Here is a 17,616-nt window from a genome sequence, read left to right as displayed (position 1 = left end):
GCGCAAACCCGTTGACAGACAAGGCCTTTGCGCTATGGTCCGCGCCGCTGGAGCATTTCTGGCTTGACGGTTTGTCATCTTGACATCACCCGCCTTTGCCAAGGTGCCTCAGGGCCACTCCGCGTACCTGCACTCGCTGCATCCCGTCCAGTGGCCGCCCAGTCGTGAACGCGTTCGCACTCTTTGCGGTCCTTCCCGACTGAACACCCCGGCGCACCGTTCGAATGTCTCGGACTGGACAAGGCCCCGGGCTACGCCTCTGATGTGGATTACCCAATTTGACTGACGATTTTTCCGGGCTTGGCCTCTCAACCAAAGTAACCGATGCGGTCCTCGCAGCGGGCTACACCAAGCCAACCGAAATTCAGGCGCAGGCCATCCCGCACCTGCTGCAGAAGAAAGACCTGATCGGCATTGCCCAGACCGGCACCGGCAAGACGGCGTCGTTCGTGCTGCCGATGCTGACGCTGCTGGAAAATGGCCGCGCCCGCGCCCGCATGCCGCGCACTCTCATTCTCGAACCGACGCGCGAACTCGCCGCGCAGGTCAGCGAGAATTTCGAGAAGTATGGCAAGAACCACCGGCTGACGATGGCGCTGATCATCGGCGGCGTGTCGTTCGAAGACCAGAATAAGAAGCTTGATCGCGGCGTCGACGTGCTGATTGCAACGCCGGGCCGGTTGCTCGACCAGATCGACCGCGGCAAAATTATGCTGAATGGCGTCGAAATCCTCGTCATCGACGAAGCCGACCGCATGCTCGACATGGGCTTCATCGACGATATCGAGAAGATCTGCTCGCGCCTGCCGCCCCGCCGCCAGACCATGCTGTTCTCGGCGACGATGGACAGCCAGATCGAGAAGCTCACCAAGAAGTTCCTCAAGGATCCGGTTATGGTGCAGGTTTCCCGCGCTGCATCGACCGCCGACACGATCGACCAGAAGCTGATCAAGGTGTCGTCCAAGCCGGAAGAAAAGCGCGCGGCGTTGCGCGACCATATTCGCGGCGCGACCGGCCTGACTAACGCGATCATCTTCTGCAACCGCAAGCGCGAAGTGGCGACGCTCGCCAAGTCGCTGGAGCGTCATGGCTTTTCGGCCGGCGCCCTGCATGGCGACATGGACCAGAAGAGTCGCACGGAGACGCTCGATGCATTCAAGAACAACCGGCTGACCCTGCTGGTCGCCAGCGACGTGGCGGCGCGTGGGCTCGATATTCCTGCCGTGAGCCACGTGTTCAACTTCGACGTACCCGTACACGCTGAGGACTATGTCCACCGCATCGGCCGCACCGGCCGCGCGGGTCGTTCCGGTGTTGCCTATACGCTGGTGGCCCCCGCCGATGGCAAGCATCTGGACGCCATCCTGAAACTGACGCAGAAGCCGATCGACTATCTTGAGACGTCGACCGCCCCAACCGCTGCGGTCTCCACCGAGGATGGCGAGGAGCGCCCTGCCCGCCCCGCGCGATCGCGTCGCGGTGGTGCCCGGACGCGCCCCGCTGCTGCAGACGTTGCCGAGGCAGCACCTGCAGTCGAGGCGGCAGAGGCCAAGCCCGCACGCACGCAGCGCGCACCGCGCACACGGGCCGCCGCCGAAGCGGCAGCAGCCGCTGCGGAGGAAGCGCCGGCGCAAGCCAGGACACCGCGCAACGAGGCTCGTCCGGAAGGCGAAGCCCGACCGCAGCGGGGACGCAGTCGGCGGCCTGCTGCAAGTGCTGAAGCAGACGACAATAGCGACGACAAGTCACCCTTCGGCAGCGAAGGACCGATCCCGGCATTTCTGCTGCGCCCCACGCGCATCGCGAGCTAAAGTTAAGCAAAATCACTGTGTAAGCCGTAGCTTTATTGCGGCAACGCAGTTGTGTTCATTAACACCTGCGCGGTACTTATCGACGATCACTCGGGGGCGCGGGATACTGCGAAACCGATTCTGGCGCAACGACGCGCGAGGGAACCATTGTCGGAACAGGAATTCAAACGAGCGCTTGGTTACGCCAACTCGGCATTTGACCTGCTGAAGCGCAGTGGGATTCCGCCCTATCCGCAATTTTATGAGCTGCTCTATACCTACGCGACCGGTGTCAACCCGACGCTGAACAATCGTATCAACGCCATTTTCCGCAACGGCGACGCGCCGTCCATGAACTTGGCGGAAACGCTCTATAACGAGTTCCTGAAGTCCGACGTCAATGACCGGATGAACAACGTGTCGGAGCGCATGCATGCCCGTATCGAGGCGGTGCATGAGGCCATCGACACCGCGATGACGACGGCCAACGCCTATTCCGGGTCGCTGCAGTCGGCCAGCGGCGATCTGGACCGCGAGATCTCGCCGGCGGCGATGAAATCCCTGGCCGACAGGCTGCTGGCCGAAACCCGGCGCATGCAGGAAACCAACCGCTCGCTTGAACAGAAGCTGGAAGCGTCGCGCGACGACATCGCCTCGCTGCAGCGCGACCTGGACGACGTCCGGCGCGAATCCATGCTCGACCCGCTGACCAAGATCGCCAATCGAAAGAGCTTCGACGAAGGCATGGAGAAGGCGATCTCCGAGGCCAGTGCCACCAACGAGCCACTTTGCCTGATGCTGATCGATATCGATCATTTCAAGAATTTCAACGACACCTATGGCCACCAGACCGGCGACCAGGTGCTGCGTCTGGTGGCGATGACGCTCAAGTCCAATATCAAGGGCAAGGACCTGGCGGCGCGCTATGGCGGCGAGGAATTCGTAGCCATCCTGCCGCAGACCGATATGGAAGGCGCTGTGATCGTGGCGGAGAATATCCGCAAGGCGATCCAGGCAAAGGAACTGCTCAAGCGTTCGACCAACGAAAAGCTGGGCCGGATCACCGCTTCGTTCGGAGTCGCCGCATTCCGTACTTCCGATACTGCCGCCTCGCTGATCGAACGCGCCGACCGCTGCCTCTATGCTGCCAAGCATGCCGGCCGCAACCGGGTGATCAACGAGGTCGACCTGGCCAATATTCTGGCCCAGGCTGCGGCGGTTGCTGCCGGGGCGACCGCGGCTTAGGCTGCATCTTTCCGGTACAGTTCCCCACCCAACGGACGTCACCCTCGGGCTTGCCCCGAGGGCACTGTACTTCGTCCGCCGCTCAGCAAGTGTAGAGCCCTCGGGTCAAGCCCGAGGGTGACGATCGAGGGTGACGCGTCCGAATTCACCTCACCCCGGCAGTGCGAATGGCGATCAACCGATATAATCACGCTTGCCGACCGGTACGCCGTTGTGGCGCAGGATCGCGTAGGCGGTGGTGACGTGAAAGAAGAAATTCGGCAGGGCGCGCTGGGTCAGGTAGTCCAGTCCGGTCATCGTGACATCGTTGCCGCCGATCTTGAGCGTCACTTGCCTGGTATCGCCGCCTTCGAGCTCTTCCGGCGTGACTGTGGCCAGCAGATCGAGCGCCTTCTGAATGCGGGCGCGGAGTTCGGGGAAGGTCTCTTCGGTATCGGGCCATGAGGGAACGGCCTTGCCGGCCAGGCGCGAAACGCAGCCCTTGACGTGATCGGTGGCAATCAGGATCTGACCACGGAACGGGATCATGTCGGGTGAGAGGCGGGCATTGGATAGAACCAGGGTGTCAAACTTGCGCTCGGCGGCGGTGGCTTCGGCCTTGTCCATGCAGGCCAACAGGTTGGTCAGCATGCGCGTGAAGACGGGCACGGTCATGCCGTAAACGGATATGGTCATCTGGTAATACCTTGATTGTGGCTTCCCGAACGGGAACTGTCTTTTGCGCCAGCAATTGTAGGCTGACAAGCGAGTTCGGTATGGCCACCAAGCAAGACAAGCCGATGAGGACAGACAATAGGCCAAGCGGCTTCCGGAGGCTGCGCTCCACCCTTCGCTTGCTCTACCATAGCCAATCGCCCGGCGCGCAACGCTTCCAGTTCTCGGTGCTGGTCGTCGACCTGGCCATCATCGCGTTCTTCATCGCGACACCGCTGCTGCGCGAGAACGAGGCGTTCCTGTGGATCGACTACTCGATCGCAGCGCTGCTGGCAGCAGACCTGGTGGCGCGTGCGCTGGCCTCGACGGACATCATGCGCTGGCTCAAGCAGATGCCCGTTATCGTCGACATCTTCATTCTGGCGACGCTGTTGGCGCCGACCTGGCTGGTCAGCCTTGGCTTCCTGCGCATCCTAAGGCTGTGGACCCTGACGCGGACCAGCGGCTTCTGGCGCCCGCTCAAAAAACGCGGGCTGGGCGCCTACCAGGAAGCTGTCCAAGCGGTCATCAACCTGCTGGTGTTTCTCTTCGTGGTGACGGGCTTCGTCTATACGGCCTTCGCCAACCGCGGCGAGGAGCCGAGTATCGATGGCTATATAGACGCGCTCTACTTCACGGTCGCCACAGTGACCACGACGGGTTTCGGCGATATCACCCTGCCCGGCACCTGGGGGAAGCTCGCGTCGATCGTCATCATGATCATCGGCATTTCGCTGTTCGTGCGGCTAGCACAATCGATCTTTCGGCCAAACAAAGTGCATTTCCCCTGTCCGCAATGCGGGTTGCAGAAGCATGACCCGGACGCCGTGCACTGCAAGGCCTGTGGGCATGTTTTGAACATTCCCGATCACGGAAACCACTAGTTACGGCATCACATCTAGCCGCACCCTGAAGCAGGCGCCGGGCAGCGGGCCTGGCACGAGGTCCAGCGAACCACTCATCCGCGCGACGATCTGGCGGGATATGGCCAGTCCCAGGCCCGCCCCGCTTTGCTCCACCGCGCCATGCTGCCCACGGGCGAACTTTTCGAAGATCAGCTTGCGCTCGGCCTTGGGAATGCCGGGGCCATTGTCTGCGATATCAACGACGTAGTTGCCTGACTTGACCGAAGAGGTCACTCGCAACACCGGTGCCTCGGCATCGTTGTATTTCACGGCGTTCGAGACGAGGTTGATGAAGACCTGGCAGAGCCGGTCGGCATCGCCCTCAACCATAGTGGCCGGGGCACGTTCGCCGAGTTCGACCCGCATGCCGCGCTGGCGCAGCATGCCGTCGCAGACGCGCAGGGCACGGTCCAGGGCCGCCTCGGCATCGATGGGGACATTGTCCCAGGTTCGCTCGCCGCGTTCCAGCGCGGAGAGATCGAGGATTTCGTCGAGCAGCTTGGTGAGGCGCAGGCTTTCCTGATGGATGGTCGAGACGAAATGCTGCTTCTGGCCCTCGTCGATGTCGCCCGGATCGAGCAGAATTTCCGAGAAGGAGCGGATGGAGGTCATCGGGGTGCGCACTTCGTGGCTCACCTGGCTGAGGAACTCGTCCTTCTGGCTGTCGAGCTCGCGCAGTTGGGCATTGGCATCCTCCAGCTTCTGGGCAGTGGAACGCAGTTCTGCCGAGGTCTTTTCGAGCTGTTGGGAGTATTCGATGACCTGCTGGTTCTCCTCGGCCATCTGCATGACCTCTTCCAGCGACACGTCGCTGCCCGAGACCACCTTGGACAGCATAACATGCGCCGAGGCCGCACCGATGGAGCCGGCGAGCTCGCGTTCCAGCTTGCCGATGAATTCGGACGAGGGCTCCAGCATATCCGGATCGACGCCACTCTCGCGCGCCGCCGTCTCGAAGATGGCGGCGGCGCGCCGTTCGCCGAGCACGCGTTCGGCAACGAAGAACAGGTCATTGGCCGTCGCTGAACCTCGGACGAAATTGCCCTGAGGGGCAGAGCCCTGGCGGAAGACGTCGACGAACAGGGTGGCCTGGATGCGTTCAAGGGCAGATTGGGTGGTGAAGAGCGAGACGATCGTCAGGGTGGCGACATTGATCGTGAGGCTCCAGACCGCTGCGTGGGTGAGCGGGTCGAGACCTTCAAGGCCGAACAGGGCCTGCGGGCGCAGCCAGCCGATGCCCCATGGGCCTTCGCGCAGCAGCAGGGAGACTTGCGGTGACACGGATTCGAAACTGGGCAGGAAGCTGCACCAGACCCAGACGACGAAGCCGGCCGCGATAGCCGCCGTGGCAGCCTTGAGCGACGCATCGCGCCAGAACAGGGCGGCGAGAACAACGGGGAAGAACTGCGCGATGGCGGTGAAGGAGATCAGCCCGATCGGAGCCAGGGCGTTCGAGTCGCGGGTGAAGAAGAAGTAGAAGAAGCCCAGTGACAGGATGAGCACGATGGAGAAGCGCCGTGCCACCAGCAGCAGGCGGCTGACCCCCTGCCCGTCGCCACTCGGCCCCACAGCGCTGTAGCGCAACACCAGCGGCATGATGATGTGGTTGGAGACCATGATCGAGAGCGCGATGGATTCGAGGATGATCATCGACGTCGCTGAGGAGAAGCCACCGATGAAGGCGAACAGCGCCAATGCGTCCTGGCCCTGCGAAATGGGCAGGGTCAACGCGAACATGTCGGGATTGGAGCCCGCCGGCATTGAGGTGAGCCCGAACATGGCTATGGGCAGGATGAACAGGCTCATCAACAGCATGTAGGCCGGGAACGCCCAACCAGCGGTGCGCAGATGGTTCTCGTCGGAATTCTCCACCACCGTCACCTGGAACTGGCGCGGCAGGCAGACGATAGCGGCGACCGACAGCGCCAACGTAGTCAGCCAGCGGTCGTCGAAGCTATTGGCCGTTGGGGTACTGACGCCCATCTCGGCGGCGCGGCTGAAGATGGCTTCGAAGCCGCCGCCGACATAGACGACGAAGATGCCCACGGCGACCAAGGCAGTCAGCTTCACCACGGCCTCGAAGGCAATGGCGGCGACGACGCCGTGATGCTGCTCCTTGGCGTCGACGTGGCGAGTGCCAAAGAGGATGGTGAACAGCGCCATGCCGGCAGCAATGCCAAAGGCCAGGCCGACATCGTCGATACCGGCAAGGCTGCCCTGCCCGAACTCGGACGAGCCCGCGACGGCCTGGATGGACGACGTCACGGCCTTGAGCTGGAGCGCGATATACGGCGCGATGCCGATCACCGCGATGCAGGTGACGAGTACCGCCAGCCGGTTGGACTTGCCGAAGCGCGAGGACAGAAGGTCAGCAACCGACGTGAGGCGCTGGTTGTGGCTGATGCGAACCAGGCGGCGCAGCAGGAACCACCAGCCGACGAAAACCAGCGTCGGCCCCAGATAGATGGTCAGGAATTCGAGGCCACTGCGCGCAGCGTTGCCGACGGCGCCATAGAAGGTCCAGCTGGTGCAGTAGACCGAGATGGAGAGCGTATACACCCAGGGGGAATGCAGGAACGACTTCTTGTTGGCGCGGGCGCGGCGATCGCCGAAATAGGCCAGCACGAACAGGAGGCAAACATAACCGACGGCTGTGGCGATGACAAAATCGGCCGAGAGCATCAGTCGTCCTCCGCCGCGGACGAGTCTTCGCGTGGCAAGGCGCGGGTCAGCAGCGCCGTGGCGATGATGAGCAACAGCCACACCGCAAAAAGGTAGATGACGATCTGCGGCACGCCCAGATGGCTGATCGGCTGGTTGAAGACGTAGACCAGCGGCGGCAGCAGCAGCAGCGCGCCGAAGATGGTCAGAACCGCCATGCCGGCTTCGAGCTTACGCCGGTCCGCCATTTTCGCCCAGCAGTTGACGCACCGCCCCGACCACATCCGCATTGGCATAGGGCTTGGTGACGAAGCCGTCTGCGCCCAGTTCCTCGGCGGTACGTCGGTCCTGCTGCTGGCCCTTTGCGGTCAGGATCAGCACCGGCATGGACCGCAGATCTGCATTGGCACGGATCTGCTTGAGCACGTCGAAACCACTGCGCTTGGGCAGCATGATATCGAGCACCACCATGCGCGGATGCAGGCGCTGCACGGCGCCAAGCACAGCGTCGCCATCGGTCACCGAACTGACGTTCCAGCCAGCGCGCCGCAAGATGAAATCGAGCGATTCGAGAATACTCGGTTCATCCTCGGCAATGAGAATGTCGATTGTCAAAATCCCCCCTGAAACATCCGCAGTCTCCCCACTGCGAATGTCTGCACACTAAAGCGCAATCATGCGGGATCGCCAAGCGGTATTGCTGATGGCAGCAGCGGACCGCGTGTGCGGGACTGGCCGCCTCCGGGCGACAGGGTCTCCTCCTGACGACTGGCGCAGTCGCGGCGGGTGCAGAGGCGACAGCTCGGACCGACGGGAATGTCGGCGGATTGATCGGAGAGGTCGAGGCCGGAGCCATAGATGGTGCGATCGGCGTGGAGCACATCGCAGGCCAGCATCACCGATACCGCCGCTGCCGGTTCGCGGAAGGAGGACGTGCGGCGCTGCACCGTGCGGGCGAGAAACAGGTAGCGCGAGCCGTCGGAGAAGCGGACGACCTGGCGCAACGGGACGTCTGGGGTGCGGAAGGCGCCGTAGATGGCCCAGAGCGGGCAGGCGTGGCCGCTATTGGGCAGCAGCAGGCCCGGCAGCGGGAAATGCTTGGTCAGGCGTCCGGCAGGGTCGGAGCGCAGGAAGCCGAAGGGTATGCCCTCCTCCCCCGGCCGGCGCAGGGTGACGAGGCGATGGGCCACCTGTTCGAAGCTGGCGTGGTAGGTTTGGCGCAGATGATCGATGTCATAGGCGGCGCCTTCGGCATCGGCCAGGAAGCGGGAATAGGGGAACACTATTGCTCCGGCGAGGTAGGATCCGACAGCGCGAGACGCCAGCCGGCGGGCGGTGGGGGTCGACAGGACGGCGCTTTCGAGCGTGCTGGCGATGGCATCAGCCGCTGCCAGCTCGCCATAGAGGCGGGCCAGCTGGAACTGGCGCGTCGCCAGGGTCGTGGCACCCTGGAACCAGATCTGGCGTGTAAGCGGGTCGAAACGGTACTGGCCGGGGAAGTCCGCCTCATCGGGCGGGCCGCCGATACGCACGGTTACATCGAAGTCCCGCTCCAGCACGTCGGTCAGTGTTGCCACCCCAAATGGCCCAGTATGCTGGATGTCTTGCCGCAAACGGTCGGCGACGTCTTCGAGGGAAGCGAAGTGGTTCTCGCGCTCGATAATGAGATCGTCGATCTCGCGCGCGGGCGAGACACTGCGCCTGATCTGACTGGACGTATCGAACTGACCGATGAGATTGCGCGCTACATCGGACAGCGTACGGGTCTCGCGGCCGATGGCAGCGAGAAAGCGCTGGCGCTCGGCGTCGTCGAGATCGGTGGTGTACTCCAGGATTTCGGCGCTGGAACGGATCGCGGTTACGCCCGAGAGAATTTGATGCAGCAACTGGCTCAGCAACGGGTCCGAGCGCAGGCGATCGGCGTAAGCATCGGCGTTGGAAATAGCGCCGGCATAGGCGCGATGCATGCGGGCCAGGGCGGCAGCGCTGGCTGGGTATTGTGCGACCAGTTCGCGCCGCTCGTCGGGGCGGAACGGCAACGACTCGACCATGGGGTCGGCAAAGGCCTCTTCGAGGTCCTGCAGCAGCTTTTGCTCGCTGCGACCTGCCAGTTCATCGATGTCGATGGCCAGTTGGGCAGCCACCCGGTTGAGGAGGGAGCCGCCGATATCGCGTTTGTTGTTCTCGATAAGGTTGAGATAACTGGCCGAAATGCCCAGGCTCCTGGCGAGAGCCGCCTGGGAAATCTTCAGCGATTTCCGCCTGTTGCTGATGCGAAAGCCGATTGGCGCGCGCATGCACGACCCTCCCCTTTGTCAACATCTTGACTGATGTTACGACAATTCAGAACAACAATTTACAGAATATCGCTGTAATTACAACGGACTATTGCTGTCGTTTTCTAGCAGTGGAAATATCGCGGTGCGGTGAGCTGCTGGCTATGCATCGGTCGCCCCGCGCCAAAAGGAGGAAATTGATGACACTTTTGAAGCGTGGCCTTAGCCGCCGTCGGGTGCTGCAGACCGGCATGGCCGGCATTATTGGCACGGGCGTTGCGCCCCTCATGTTCACCAAGGGCGCCTGGGCCCAGGAATTCTGCAACAACCCTACCGGCGACACCGTTACCTTCGGTCTCAACCTGCCGCTGACCGGCGCCTATGCCGAAGAAGGTGCGGACGAGCAGAAGGCGTATGAGCTGGCCGTAAAGCATCTCAACGGCGAAGGCGATGGCGGGCTGATCAACGTGCTGAGCCCGAGTGCCCTCAAAGGCAACGGCATCCTGGGCAAGAAGGTCGCTTTCGTGACCTCGGATAGCCAGACCAAGGCCGACGTGGCCCGCGCCGGCGCAACCCGTATGATCGAACGCGACGGCGCCATCATGGTGTCCGGCGGTTCGTCCTCGGCCGAAGCCATCGCCGTTCAGGGCCTGTGCCAGGAAATGGGCGTCATCTTCATGGCGGGTCTGACCCATTCCAACGACACGACCGGCAAAGACAAGAAGCGTTACGGCTTCCGCCATTTCTTCAACGCCTACCAGTCGGGTATCGGCCTGGCGCCGGCGATCGTCGGTGCCTATGGCGCCGATCGCAAGGCCTACCACCTGACGGCAGACTATACCTGGGGCTGGACCCAGGAAGAGTCGATGAAGGCCGCTACCGAGGCTCTCGGCTGGTCGACTGTCCAAGCCGTCCGTACGCCGCTCGGCGCCGGCGACTTCAGCCAGTTCCTGACGCCGGTGCTGAATTCGGGCGCCGACGTGCTGATCCTCAACCACTACGGCAACGACATGGTCAACTCGCTGACCCAGGCTGTGCAGTTCGGCATGCGCGACCGCCAGGCTAACGGCAAGGACTTCCAGATCGTCGTACCGCTGTTCTCCGAACTGATGGCCAAGGGCGCCGGCGCCAATATCAAGGGTATCTACGGCACCTCCAACTGGCACTGGAACCTGCAGGATCCAGGGACGATCGCCTTCACCAAGTCGTTCGGCGCAGCCTACGGTGCCCCGCCGTCGCAGGCGGCCCACACCGCCTACGTGCAGGCCCTGCTCTATGCCGATGCCTGCGAGCGCGCCGGCACCTTCTATCCGCCAGAAGTGATTAAGGCGCTGGAAGGCCACGAGTTCGACGGCATGGGCAATGGCCCGACGCTCTATCGCGCCGAGGACCACCAGTGCATCAAGAACGTGCTTGTCGTGCAGGGTAACGAGAACCCAACGAGCGAGTACGACGTGCTCAGCATCGTCGAGGAAATCCCGCGCGACAAGGTGGCCTACGATCCATCGATCTTTGGCGGCGAGCTCGGGCCGGCAGAACCTGCACCGATGTGCTGATGCTTGTGCCCGCCCCGTTACGGGGCGGGCCTTTTCCCAGCAGGCCTCATTACCGGCTGACGCGCCACGCCTTGTGGTTCGACAGGTCTATCATGGGGCCGCTGGACGATTGAGGCTCGATCGGAGCACACGATGTTCGAAGTCATCTTTCTGCAGTTTCTCAACGGCCTCGACAAGGGAAGCGCTTATGCGCTGATCGCGCTTGGGCTGACATTGGTGTTCGGCACGCTGGGCGTGGTCAATTTCGCGCATGGCGCGCTGTTCATGCTCGGATCATTCTGCGCCGTGCTGTTCCGGCAGATCCTGACGCTGGAGACCGTGACCATCGATCCCACCCAGCTTTCACCCTGGGGGCAGCCACTGGAAGTGCGGGCGCCGCTGGTGCAGGCCTGGTTTGGCGATTTCGGTGCGGTGCTGGTCAACTACTCGGTGCCGTTCTCGATCATCCTCACCATTCCGGTCATGCTGGTGATCGGCATCGCGCTCGAGCGCGGCATCATCAAGCACTTCTACAAACGCCCGCATGCCGAACAGATTCTTGTGACTTTTGGTCTTGCCATCGTGGCGCAGGAAATCATTAAGTCGGTCTTCGGACCCAATCCGATCCCGCAGCCGATGCCGGAAGACCTGCGCGGCGCGGCCGATATCGGTGCCTGGCTGGGCATGCAGGCCAACATCATCACCTACCCCATCTGGCGGCTGGTCTACTTCCTCTTTGCGGCCGTCATCATCGGTGGCGTCTTCGCTTTCCTGCAGTTTACGACCTTCGGCATGGTGGTTCGCGCCGGCATGGCCGATCGTGAGACGGTCGGACTGCTCGGCATCAATATCGACCGACGCTTCACCATCATGTTCGGGCTGGCCGCCGTGGTCGCCGGCCTCGCGGGCGTAATGTACACGCCACTCCTGCCGCCGAACTACCATGTCGGCATGGACTTCCTGGTGCTGAGCTTCGTGGTGGTGGTCGTTGGTGGCATGGGCTCGCTGCCCGGCGCCGTGGCCGCAGGCTTCCTGCTCGGCATCCTGCAGTCCTTTGCCTCAATGACGCAGGTCAAGGCGATCGTCCCCGGCATCGACCAGATCATCATCTATCTCGTCGCCGTCATCATTCTACTGGTTCGCCCGCGTGGTCTGCTTGGCCGCCGCGGCGTGATGGAGGCCTGATATGCTGGCCATGCCGCGCAAAGACCTCTTCCTGTTCCTCGGCTTCTCCCTCGCTGTGCTCGCCATGCCGATCTGGCTGCAACCGTTCGGCGCGGCCTATCCGGACCTGCTCAACCGCTTCACGATCTTTGCGATCTTTGCGGTTGGGTTCAATATCCTCTTCGGTCTCACCGGCTATCTGAGCTTTGGCCATGCCGCGTTCTTCGGCGTCGGCTCCTATGCTGCGGTCTGGTCGTTCAAGCTGTTGAGCATGGATGCCCTGCCCGCGATGATCTTCGCCGTTGTCATCTCGGGGCTGTTCGCACTGCTGATCGGCTATGTAAGCCTGCGCCGCTCGGGCATCTACTTCTCCATCCTGACACTGGCATTCGCCCAGATGTGCTACAATCTGGCCTATTCGGTGCTGACGCCGATTACCAATGGCGAGACCGGGCTGCAGCTCACGCTTCAGGATCCGCGCTATGTCGATCGGATGTTCTCGGCAGCGGCACCGGGCCTGCCCTCGCCAACCCTGTTTGGACAATCGCTCGGTGGCTATGCCGGCTTCTATTTCTGCGCCGGCTTCCTGATCGTCGCCTTCTTCATCGCCCAGCGCATTACCGGCTCGCCCTTCGGCATGATGCTCAAGGGCATCAAGTCCAACCAGACGCGCATGAACTATACCGGCTTCAACACCAGGCCCTATACACTGGCGGCCTTCGTCATCTCCGGCATGTATGCGGGGCTGGCGGGTGGACTGCTGGCCATCACCGATCCGCTGGCCGGTGCCGAGCGCATGCAGTGGACGGCCTCGGGCGAAGTGGTGCTGATGACCATCCTTGGTGGTGCCGGTACGCTGGTGGGTCCGGTGATCGGCGCCTGGCTGATCAAGTATTTCGAGAATATCTTTTCCTCGATCAACGAGACCATCCTTGCCCGCTTCTGGGATTTCCTGCCCGATGGCTTCGATCACGCAGCCGTTGTCATCAGCTCCAAATTTGTGGGCGAAGGCTGGTTCCTGACCCTGGGCCTGGTGTTCGTGCTGATCGTCATGTTCCTGCCCGGCGGCGTCATGGAGGGCGTGCGACGCATTGCCCACCTGTTCAATCGCCGTCCGACCAATCCGGGCAAGGCCTCGCCCCAACCGCAACCTGCTGAATAGGACGCCACCATGACCACACCCAATGTCGTCCTGCACGTTGCCGATGTCCACAAGCGCTTCGGGGGGCTGCATGCCCTGGCCGATATCGACCTGCAGGTGGAAGAGGGCCAGACCCACGCCATCATCGGCCCCAATGGCGCGGGCAAGTCGACCTTGCTCAATGTCATCATCGGCAAGCTGGCCCCGACCAGCGGTACTGTGGTGTTCGATGGGGCGATCCTGACCGGTCGCAAGCCCTTCGAGATCAACCAGCTTGGCATTGCCCGCGTGTTCCAGACGCCGGAAATCTTCGCCGATCTTTCGGTGTTGTATAATGTGATGATCCCGGCCCTCGCCAAGCGTGACGGAGCGTTCAAGCTCAACATGCTGCGCTCGCTGGAGAGCGAGACGGCCATCCGCCAGGAAGCCGAGGATATGCTGGAAGACGTCGGCATGCGCAGCAGCCAGGACATGACGGCGGGCAGCCTGAGCCGCGGGGACAAACGGCGGATGGAGCTGGCCATGTGCCTGATTCAGCATCCGCGCCTGCTGCTGCTCGACGAGCCGACGGCTGGCATGAGCCGGCACGACACCAACACCACCATCGAGCTGCTCAAGAAGATCAAGAGCCGCGGCATGACCAAGGTGATCATCGAGCATGACATGCATGTGGTGTTCTCGCTGGCCGACAAGATTTCGGTGCTGGCGCAGGGCCGGATCATCGCCGATGGTACGCCCGACCAGGTCCGCGGCAATCCAAAGGTGCAGGAAGCCTATCTCGGAGGGACCCATTGATGAGCGCAATCGCCATGGAAACCCAAATTCTCACCAACAGCCAGGCCGCAAGTGTCGAGACGACGCGGCCGTTCTTCTCCGTCCGCGACATGCACGCCTACTACGGCGAGAGCTACATCGTGCAGGGCGTATCGCTCGACGTGCGCAAGGGGGAAATCCTGGCGCTGCTCGGCCGCAACGGTGCCGGTAAGACATCGACGCTGCGCACCATCGCCCGCACGGACGATCCCCAGATGCGACAGGGCGAAATCTGGCTCGATGGCAAGCCCATCCACCAGATGAAGAGCTTTGAGGCCGCCCGCGCCGGCATCCAGTTGGTGCCGGAGGATCGGCGCATCATCTCGGGCCTCACGGTCGAGGAAAACCTGACGCTCGCCAAGGTGGCGCCAGGCAATGGCTGGAGCCTCGAGCAGATTTATCAAAGTTTCCCCCGGCTGGCGGAACGGCGCAAGCAGGAAGGCGTGACGCTTTCGGGCGGCGAGCAGCAAATGCTGGCAATTGCCCGCGCGCTGGCGCGTGACCTCAAGCTGCTGCTGCTTGACGAGCCCTATGAGGGGCTGGCGCCGGTTATCGTGCACGAGATCGAGCGCATTTTGCATTCGATCAAGCCGCTCGGCATCACCACCATCATCGTCGAGCAAAACGCCGTGGCAGCGCTGAAGCTGGCCGACCGGGCGGTCATCCTCGACACCGGTGAAGTCGCCTTTGCCGGTACGGCCAAGGAAGTGCTCGACAATGCCGAACTGCGGCACGAGTACCTGGCCATCTAGTTTCCGGTCGCAAGACCGGTCCGCCCTACCCTGGGCCTCTCGGAACAAGGCATTCCGCCGATCTCACCTCTCCCAACGAGAGGCCCAGGGTATGATTTGTGCTTCGCCTCCATGCCATGCCCTCGTGGTTCGAGGCTCGCAAGGGCTCGCACCTCACCATGAGGGCTACGGTGAACACGGTACATCAAAAGCCTTCATGGTGAGGTGCGCTTCTTCAGCGCCTCGAACCAAGAGGGCGTGGCACCTATGCCTCCGGCAGCTCCGGCGTATCCGCCGCTATCGCAATCCCTTCGCCCTCCAGCGCATCGCGTACTTCGCGGGCCAGGTCGACGGCGCCAGGCGTATCGCCGTGCAGGCAGATCGAGCGGGCGGAGGATTTGAGCACGGTGCCGTCGATGGCGACCAGCTCCCCCGACCTTGCCAACCGCAGGCAGCGTGCGATGACCGTGTCGACATCATGGATGACCGCGCCGTCCTGGCTGCGCGGCACCAGCAACCCTTCCGCTGTGTAGGCCCGGTCGGCATAGGCCTCGCGGATCAGCGGCATACCGACGGCCTTGGCGGCGCGCACCTGCTGGCTGTTGTCGAGCGCCAGTACAGCCATTTTTGGGTCCATAGCCTGGATGGTGGCGAAGATACCGACGGCGAAGGCCAGCTCCTCGGCGGTCTGATTGGCGAGGGCGCCGTGCAGTTTGACATAGGCCAGCGGGACACCGACCTCGTCGGCGATGAAGCGGACGAGGAAAAGCTGGGCGCGGATCTGACCGAGTAACTGATCGAGTGGCATGACGACGCGGAAGCGACCGAAGCGCTTGGGATCGGCATAGCCGGGATGGGCCCCTGCCCGCACGCCGCGCGCCTTGCAGAATTTGAGGATGTGCCGGATCGTGGGCGCATCGCCCGCGTGGCCGCCGCAGGCGATCGAGGCGCTCGAGACGATGTCGAGCAGGTCCTCATCGGTCCCCATGCCCTCGCCGAGATCGGCGTTGAGGTCGATCGACGTCATGTCCGGCGGCTCCGCAACAGCTGATGCGCATGTTCCACGGTCACCGGCTCGAAGGCAACTGCGGTCCCCGGCCGCAGCTGCGCAAAGCGATCGAGGTCGGCGGTGATGATGGTGCCGATGCGCGGATAGCCGCCAGTCGGCTGGTGATCGCGCAGCAGCACGATGGGCGTGCCATCGCCGAGGATCTGGATATCGCCGGGGACGATGGCGTCGGAAGCGAGCGAGAGAATGGTTGTGTCGGCGAAGACGCCGGCTTTGTCGTCCAGCCGCGCGCCCATGCGGTCGAGCTGGCGGGAGACGACGAACGCGGCGTCGAGGAAGTGCTGGCGCTGGGCGGGAGCAAAAAGATCGGCGTGCAACCCCCAGATGATGCGGATGGGGCCGGTCGCGGGTTCGGGCGGCGGTGGAGCGAGCTGAGGCGAGCCGGCGCCGCCTGTCAGCTCGATGAGGTCACCGACCTGCAGGGCCCGGCCGGACAGGCCGCCGAGCCGAGCACGGGTGCTGGTGGCGATGCTGCCCATCACCTCCGGCACGGCGATATCGCGATCGAAACGGAGATAGCCGTAGTTGCCCCAGCGGCCGGGTGTTATGGCGAGGCTGTAGCCCGCCTTGAGCCTGGCTGATCCGGGCCAGTCCTTACGCTTGCCGTTGATCGCGATGGCAAAATCACCGCCGGCCCAGCCGATATGGCAGTCGCCGCTTGTCAGGGTCAGCTCGACGCCGGCCATGGTGATCTCGATACCGCCGCGCCCACCACCGGCTGCTGCACCGGCCCAGGCGAAGGCGGCGAGATCCATGGGGCCGGAGGCGCTGACCCCGTGCGACAGCATGCCAAAGCGACCGTCATCCTGCACCGTGGTCAGCGGACCTGCCCGGTTTATCGCGAGGATGGCACTCACCCGGCCACCTCGAAACGGATGGTGTCGCCGGCCAACATCCGGGTCGGCGGCATGGCGGTGGGGTCGAAGTTGGCGAACTTGGTTCGACCCAGGATATGCCAGCCGGTTGGCATTTCGGTGGCGGTGATGGCTGTCTGGCCGGCCGCGAACAGGACGCTGCCGGCCGGCACCGGAGGTCGGACGGTCGTGCGGCGGGGGACGACCAGTTCGCTGGGATGGAGGCCGCAATAGACGAAGCCGGGTGCGAAACCGGTGGCCAGCACCCGTAAGGGTGCCGCGTTATGCGCAGTGATGAGGGCGCGGACGGTGACGCCCAGCAGCGCCGCGACCTCATCGAGGTCGGGGCCATCGAAGATCACGGGCACGGTCCATGCCGTGCCGGTAACTGCGGCACTGTCGAGACCGAAAAGCCGCAGGCGCAGCTCTCCTGATATGGCCGACGGCGACGATGTCAGCGGATCGTAGCGCAGCAGCACCGAGACCAGGTTCGGCACCACCTCGGCCACGCCGGGCAAGGGGTGACGATGGAGGGACGATGCCAGCGCGATGGCCGCGCGGTTCGCGGAATCGCTCAAGGCAGTGCCAAAGCGCACGAGAAGAGCGCTGTCGCCGAGCGGAAGGATCGTCGGCGTGGGAAATGTATCGGAAGCGGACAAACCAGCGATGATGCAGCCTCCTCGGCTGAAGCATGCGGCTAGTCCTGTCGGACCCGCCCGGATCAGTCAATCCGGTCCAT

At 63.2% G+C, this 17,616-nt stretch carries 16 protein-coding genes; 8 read left to right on the top strand and 8 right to left on the bottom strand.

Annotated elements, in window-relative coordinates:
• Positions 1–278: 278 nt before the first annotated feature.
• Together IM737_RS01710 and IM737_RS01705 are read left to right on the top strand one after the other, a co-directional pair.
• Positions 279–1,811 (top strand): DEAD/DEAH box helicase, encoded by a 1,533-nt coding sequence (locus tag IM737_RS01710; protein ID WP_236897832.1) that lies wholly within the window; start codon positions 279–281, stop codon positions 1,809–1,811.
• Positions 1,812–1,958: 147 nt separating this feature from the next.
• A complete protein-coding gene (locus tag IM737_RS01705; RefSeq protein ID WP_236897831.1) occupies positions 1,959–3,035 on the top strand; it encodes a GGDEF domain-containing protein in 1,077 nt (358 codons plus the stop codon).
• Between the two features lie 174 nt (positions 3,036–3,209).
• Here the strand turns inward: IM737_RS01705 and IM737_RS01700 are convergent, their stop codons facing one another.
• On the bottom strand, positions 3,210–3,710 hold the full coding sequence (locus tag IM737_RS01700) for a DUF1993 domain-containing protein (RefSeq protein ID WP_236897830.1): 501 nt from the start codon (positions 3,708–3,710) through the stop codon (positions 3,210–3,212).
• A gap of 80 nt (positions 3,711–3,790) precedes the next feature.
• Between IM737_RS01700 and IM737_RS01695 the strand changes: the two genes are divergently transcribed.
• Complete coding sequence (locus IM737_RS01695; RefSeq protein ID WP_236897829.1) at positions 3,791–4,612, top strand: ion channel; 822 nt, start codon at positions 3,791–3,793, stop codon at positions 4,610–4,612.
• Here the strand turns inward: IM737_RS01695 and IM737_RS01690 are convergent, their stop codons facing one another.
• Genes IM737_RS01690 through IM737_RS01675 form a run of 4 tightly spaced genes read right to left on the bottom strand, consistent with a single transcriptional unit; the run spans position 4,613 to position 9,591 of the window.
• The gene (locus tag IM737_RS01690; RefSeq protein WP_236897828.1) at positions 4,613–7,315 is read right to left on the bottom strand and encodes a sensor histidine kinase; all 2,703 of its coding nucleotides are present in this window, start codon (positions 7,313–7,315) and stop codon (positions 4,613–4,615) included.
• Complete coding sequence (locus tag IM737_RS01685; protein WP_236897826.1) at positions 7,315–7,542, bottom strand: hypothetical protein; 228 nt, start codon at positions 7,540–7,542, stop codon at positions 7,315–7,317. Before IM737_RS01685 ends, IM737_RS01690 begins: the two co-directional genes overlap by 1 nt.
• Positions 7,526–7,909 (bottom strand): response regulator transcription factor, encoded by a 384-nt coding sequence (locus tag IM737_RS01680; protein ID WP_236897824.1) that lies wholly within the window; start codon positions 7,907–7,909, stop codon positions 7,526–7,528. Before IM737_RS01680 ends, IM737_RS01685 begins: the two co-directional genes overlap by 17 nt.
• A 59-nt stretch (positions 7,910–7,968) precedes the next feature.
• Positions 7,969–9,591, bottom strand: a complete 1,623-nt coding sequence (locus tag IM737_RS01675) for an XRE family transcriptional regulator (protein WP_236897822.1) — start codon at positions 9,589–9,591, stop codon at positions 7,969–7,971.
• Positions 9,592–9,770: 179 nt separating this feature from the next.
• On the opposite strand from IM737_RS01675, the gene IM737_RS01670 reads away from it, so the two are divergent.
• From IM737_RS01670 to IM737_RS01650, 5 genes are all read left to right on the top strand, one after another.
• A complete protein-coding gene (locus IM737_RS01670; protein WP_236897820.1) occupies positions 9,771–11,126 on the top strand; it encodes a substrate-binding protein in 1,356 nt (451 codons plus the stop codon).
• A 132-nt stretch (positions 11,127–11,258) separates the two neighbouring features.
• Positions 11,259–12,290 (top strand): branched-chain amino acid ABC transporter permease, encoded by a 1,032-nt coding sequence (locus IM737_RS01665; RefSeq protein WP_236897818.1) that lies wholly within the window; start codon positions 11,259–11,261, stop codon positions 12,288–12,290.
• A 1-nt stretch (position 12,291) separates the two neighbouring features.
• Positions 12,292–13,431, top strand: coding sequence for a branched-chain amino acid ABC transporter permease (locus IM737_RS01660; RefSeq protein WP_236897816.1), 1,140 nt, complete (start codon positions 12,292–12,294; stop codon positions 13,429–13,431).
• A 9-nt stretch (positions 13,432–13,440) separates the two neighbouring features.
• A complete protein-coding gene (locus IM737_RS01655) occupies positions 13,441–14,205 on the top strand; it encodes an ABC transporter ATP-binding protein (RefSeq protein WP_236897814.1) in 765 nt (254 codons plus the stop codon).
• 14 nt (positions 14,206–14,219) lie between these two features.
• Positions 14,220–14,975, top strand: coding sequence for an ABC transporter ATP-binding protein (locus IM737_RS01650; protein WP_236899834.1), 756 nt, complete (start codon positions 14,220–14,222; stop codon positions 14,973–14,975).
• A 244-nt stretch (positions 14,976–15,219) separates the two neighbouring features.
• On the opposite strand, the gene IM737_RS01645 is transcribed toward IM737_RS01650, so the two are convergent.
• From IM737_RS01645 to IM737_RS01635, 3 genes are read right to left on the bottom strand one after another with little or no spacing between them, the layout of a single operon-like run.
• Positions 15,220–15,981 carry a 5-oxoprolinase subunit PxpA gene (locus tag IM737_RS01645; protein WP_236897812.1) on the bottom strand — a complete coding sequence of 254 codons (762 nt, stop codon included), beginning with the start codon at positions 15,979–15,981 and terminating at the stop codon, positions 15,220–15,222.
• Positions 15,978–16,880: a biotin-dependent carboxyltransferase family protein gene (locus IM737_RS01640; RefSeq protein ID WP_236897810.1), complete on the bottom strand. Its 903-nt coding sequence runs from the start codon at positions 16,878–16,880 to the stop codon at positions 15,978–15,980. Before IM737_RS01640 ends, IM737_RS01645 begins: the two co-directional genes overlap by 4 nt.
• Positions 16,877–17,455, bottom strand: coding sequence for a 5-oxoprolinase subunit B family protein (locus tag IM737_RS01635; RefSeq protein ID WP_236897808.1), 579 nt, complete (start codon positions 17,453–17,455; stop codon positions 16,877–16,879). The genes IM737_RS01640 and IM737_RS01635 overlap by 4 nt, the downstream gene beginning before the upstream one ends.
• Between the last annotated feature and the right edge of the window lie 161 nt (positions 17,456–17,616).

Source organism: Devosia sp. SL43, assembly GCF_021729885.1.
In the GTDB taxonomy this organism is placed as follows: domain Bacteria; phylum Pseudomonadota; class Alphaproteobacteria; order Rhizobiales; family Devosiaceae; genus Devosia.
This window is presented reverse-complemented; position numbering and strand designations above follow the sequence as displayed.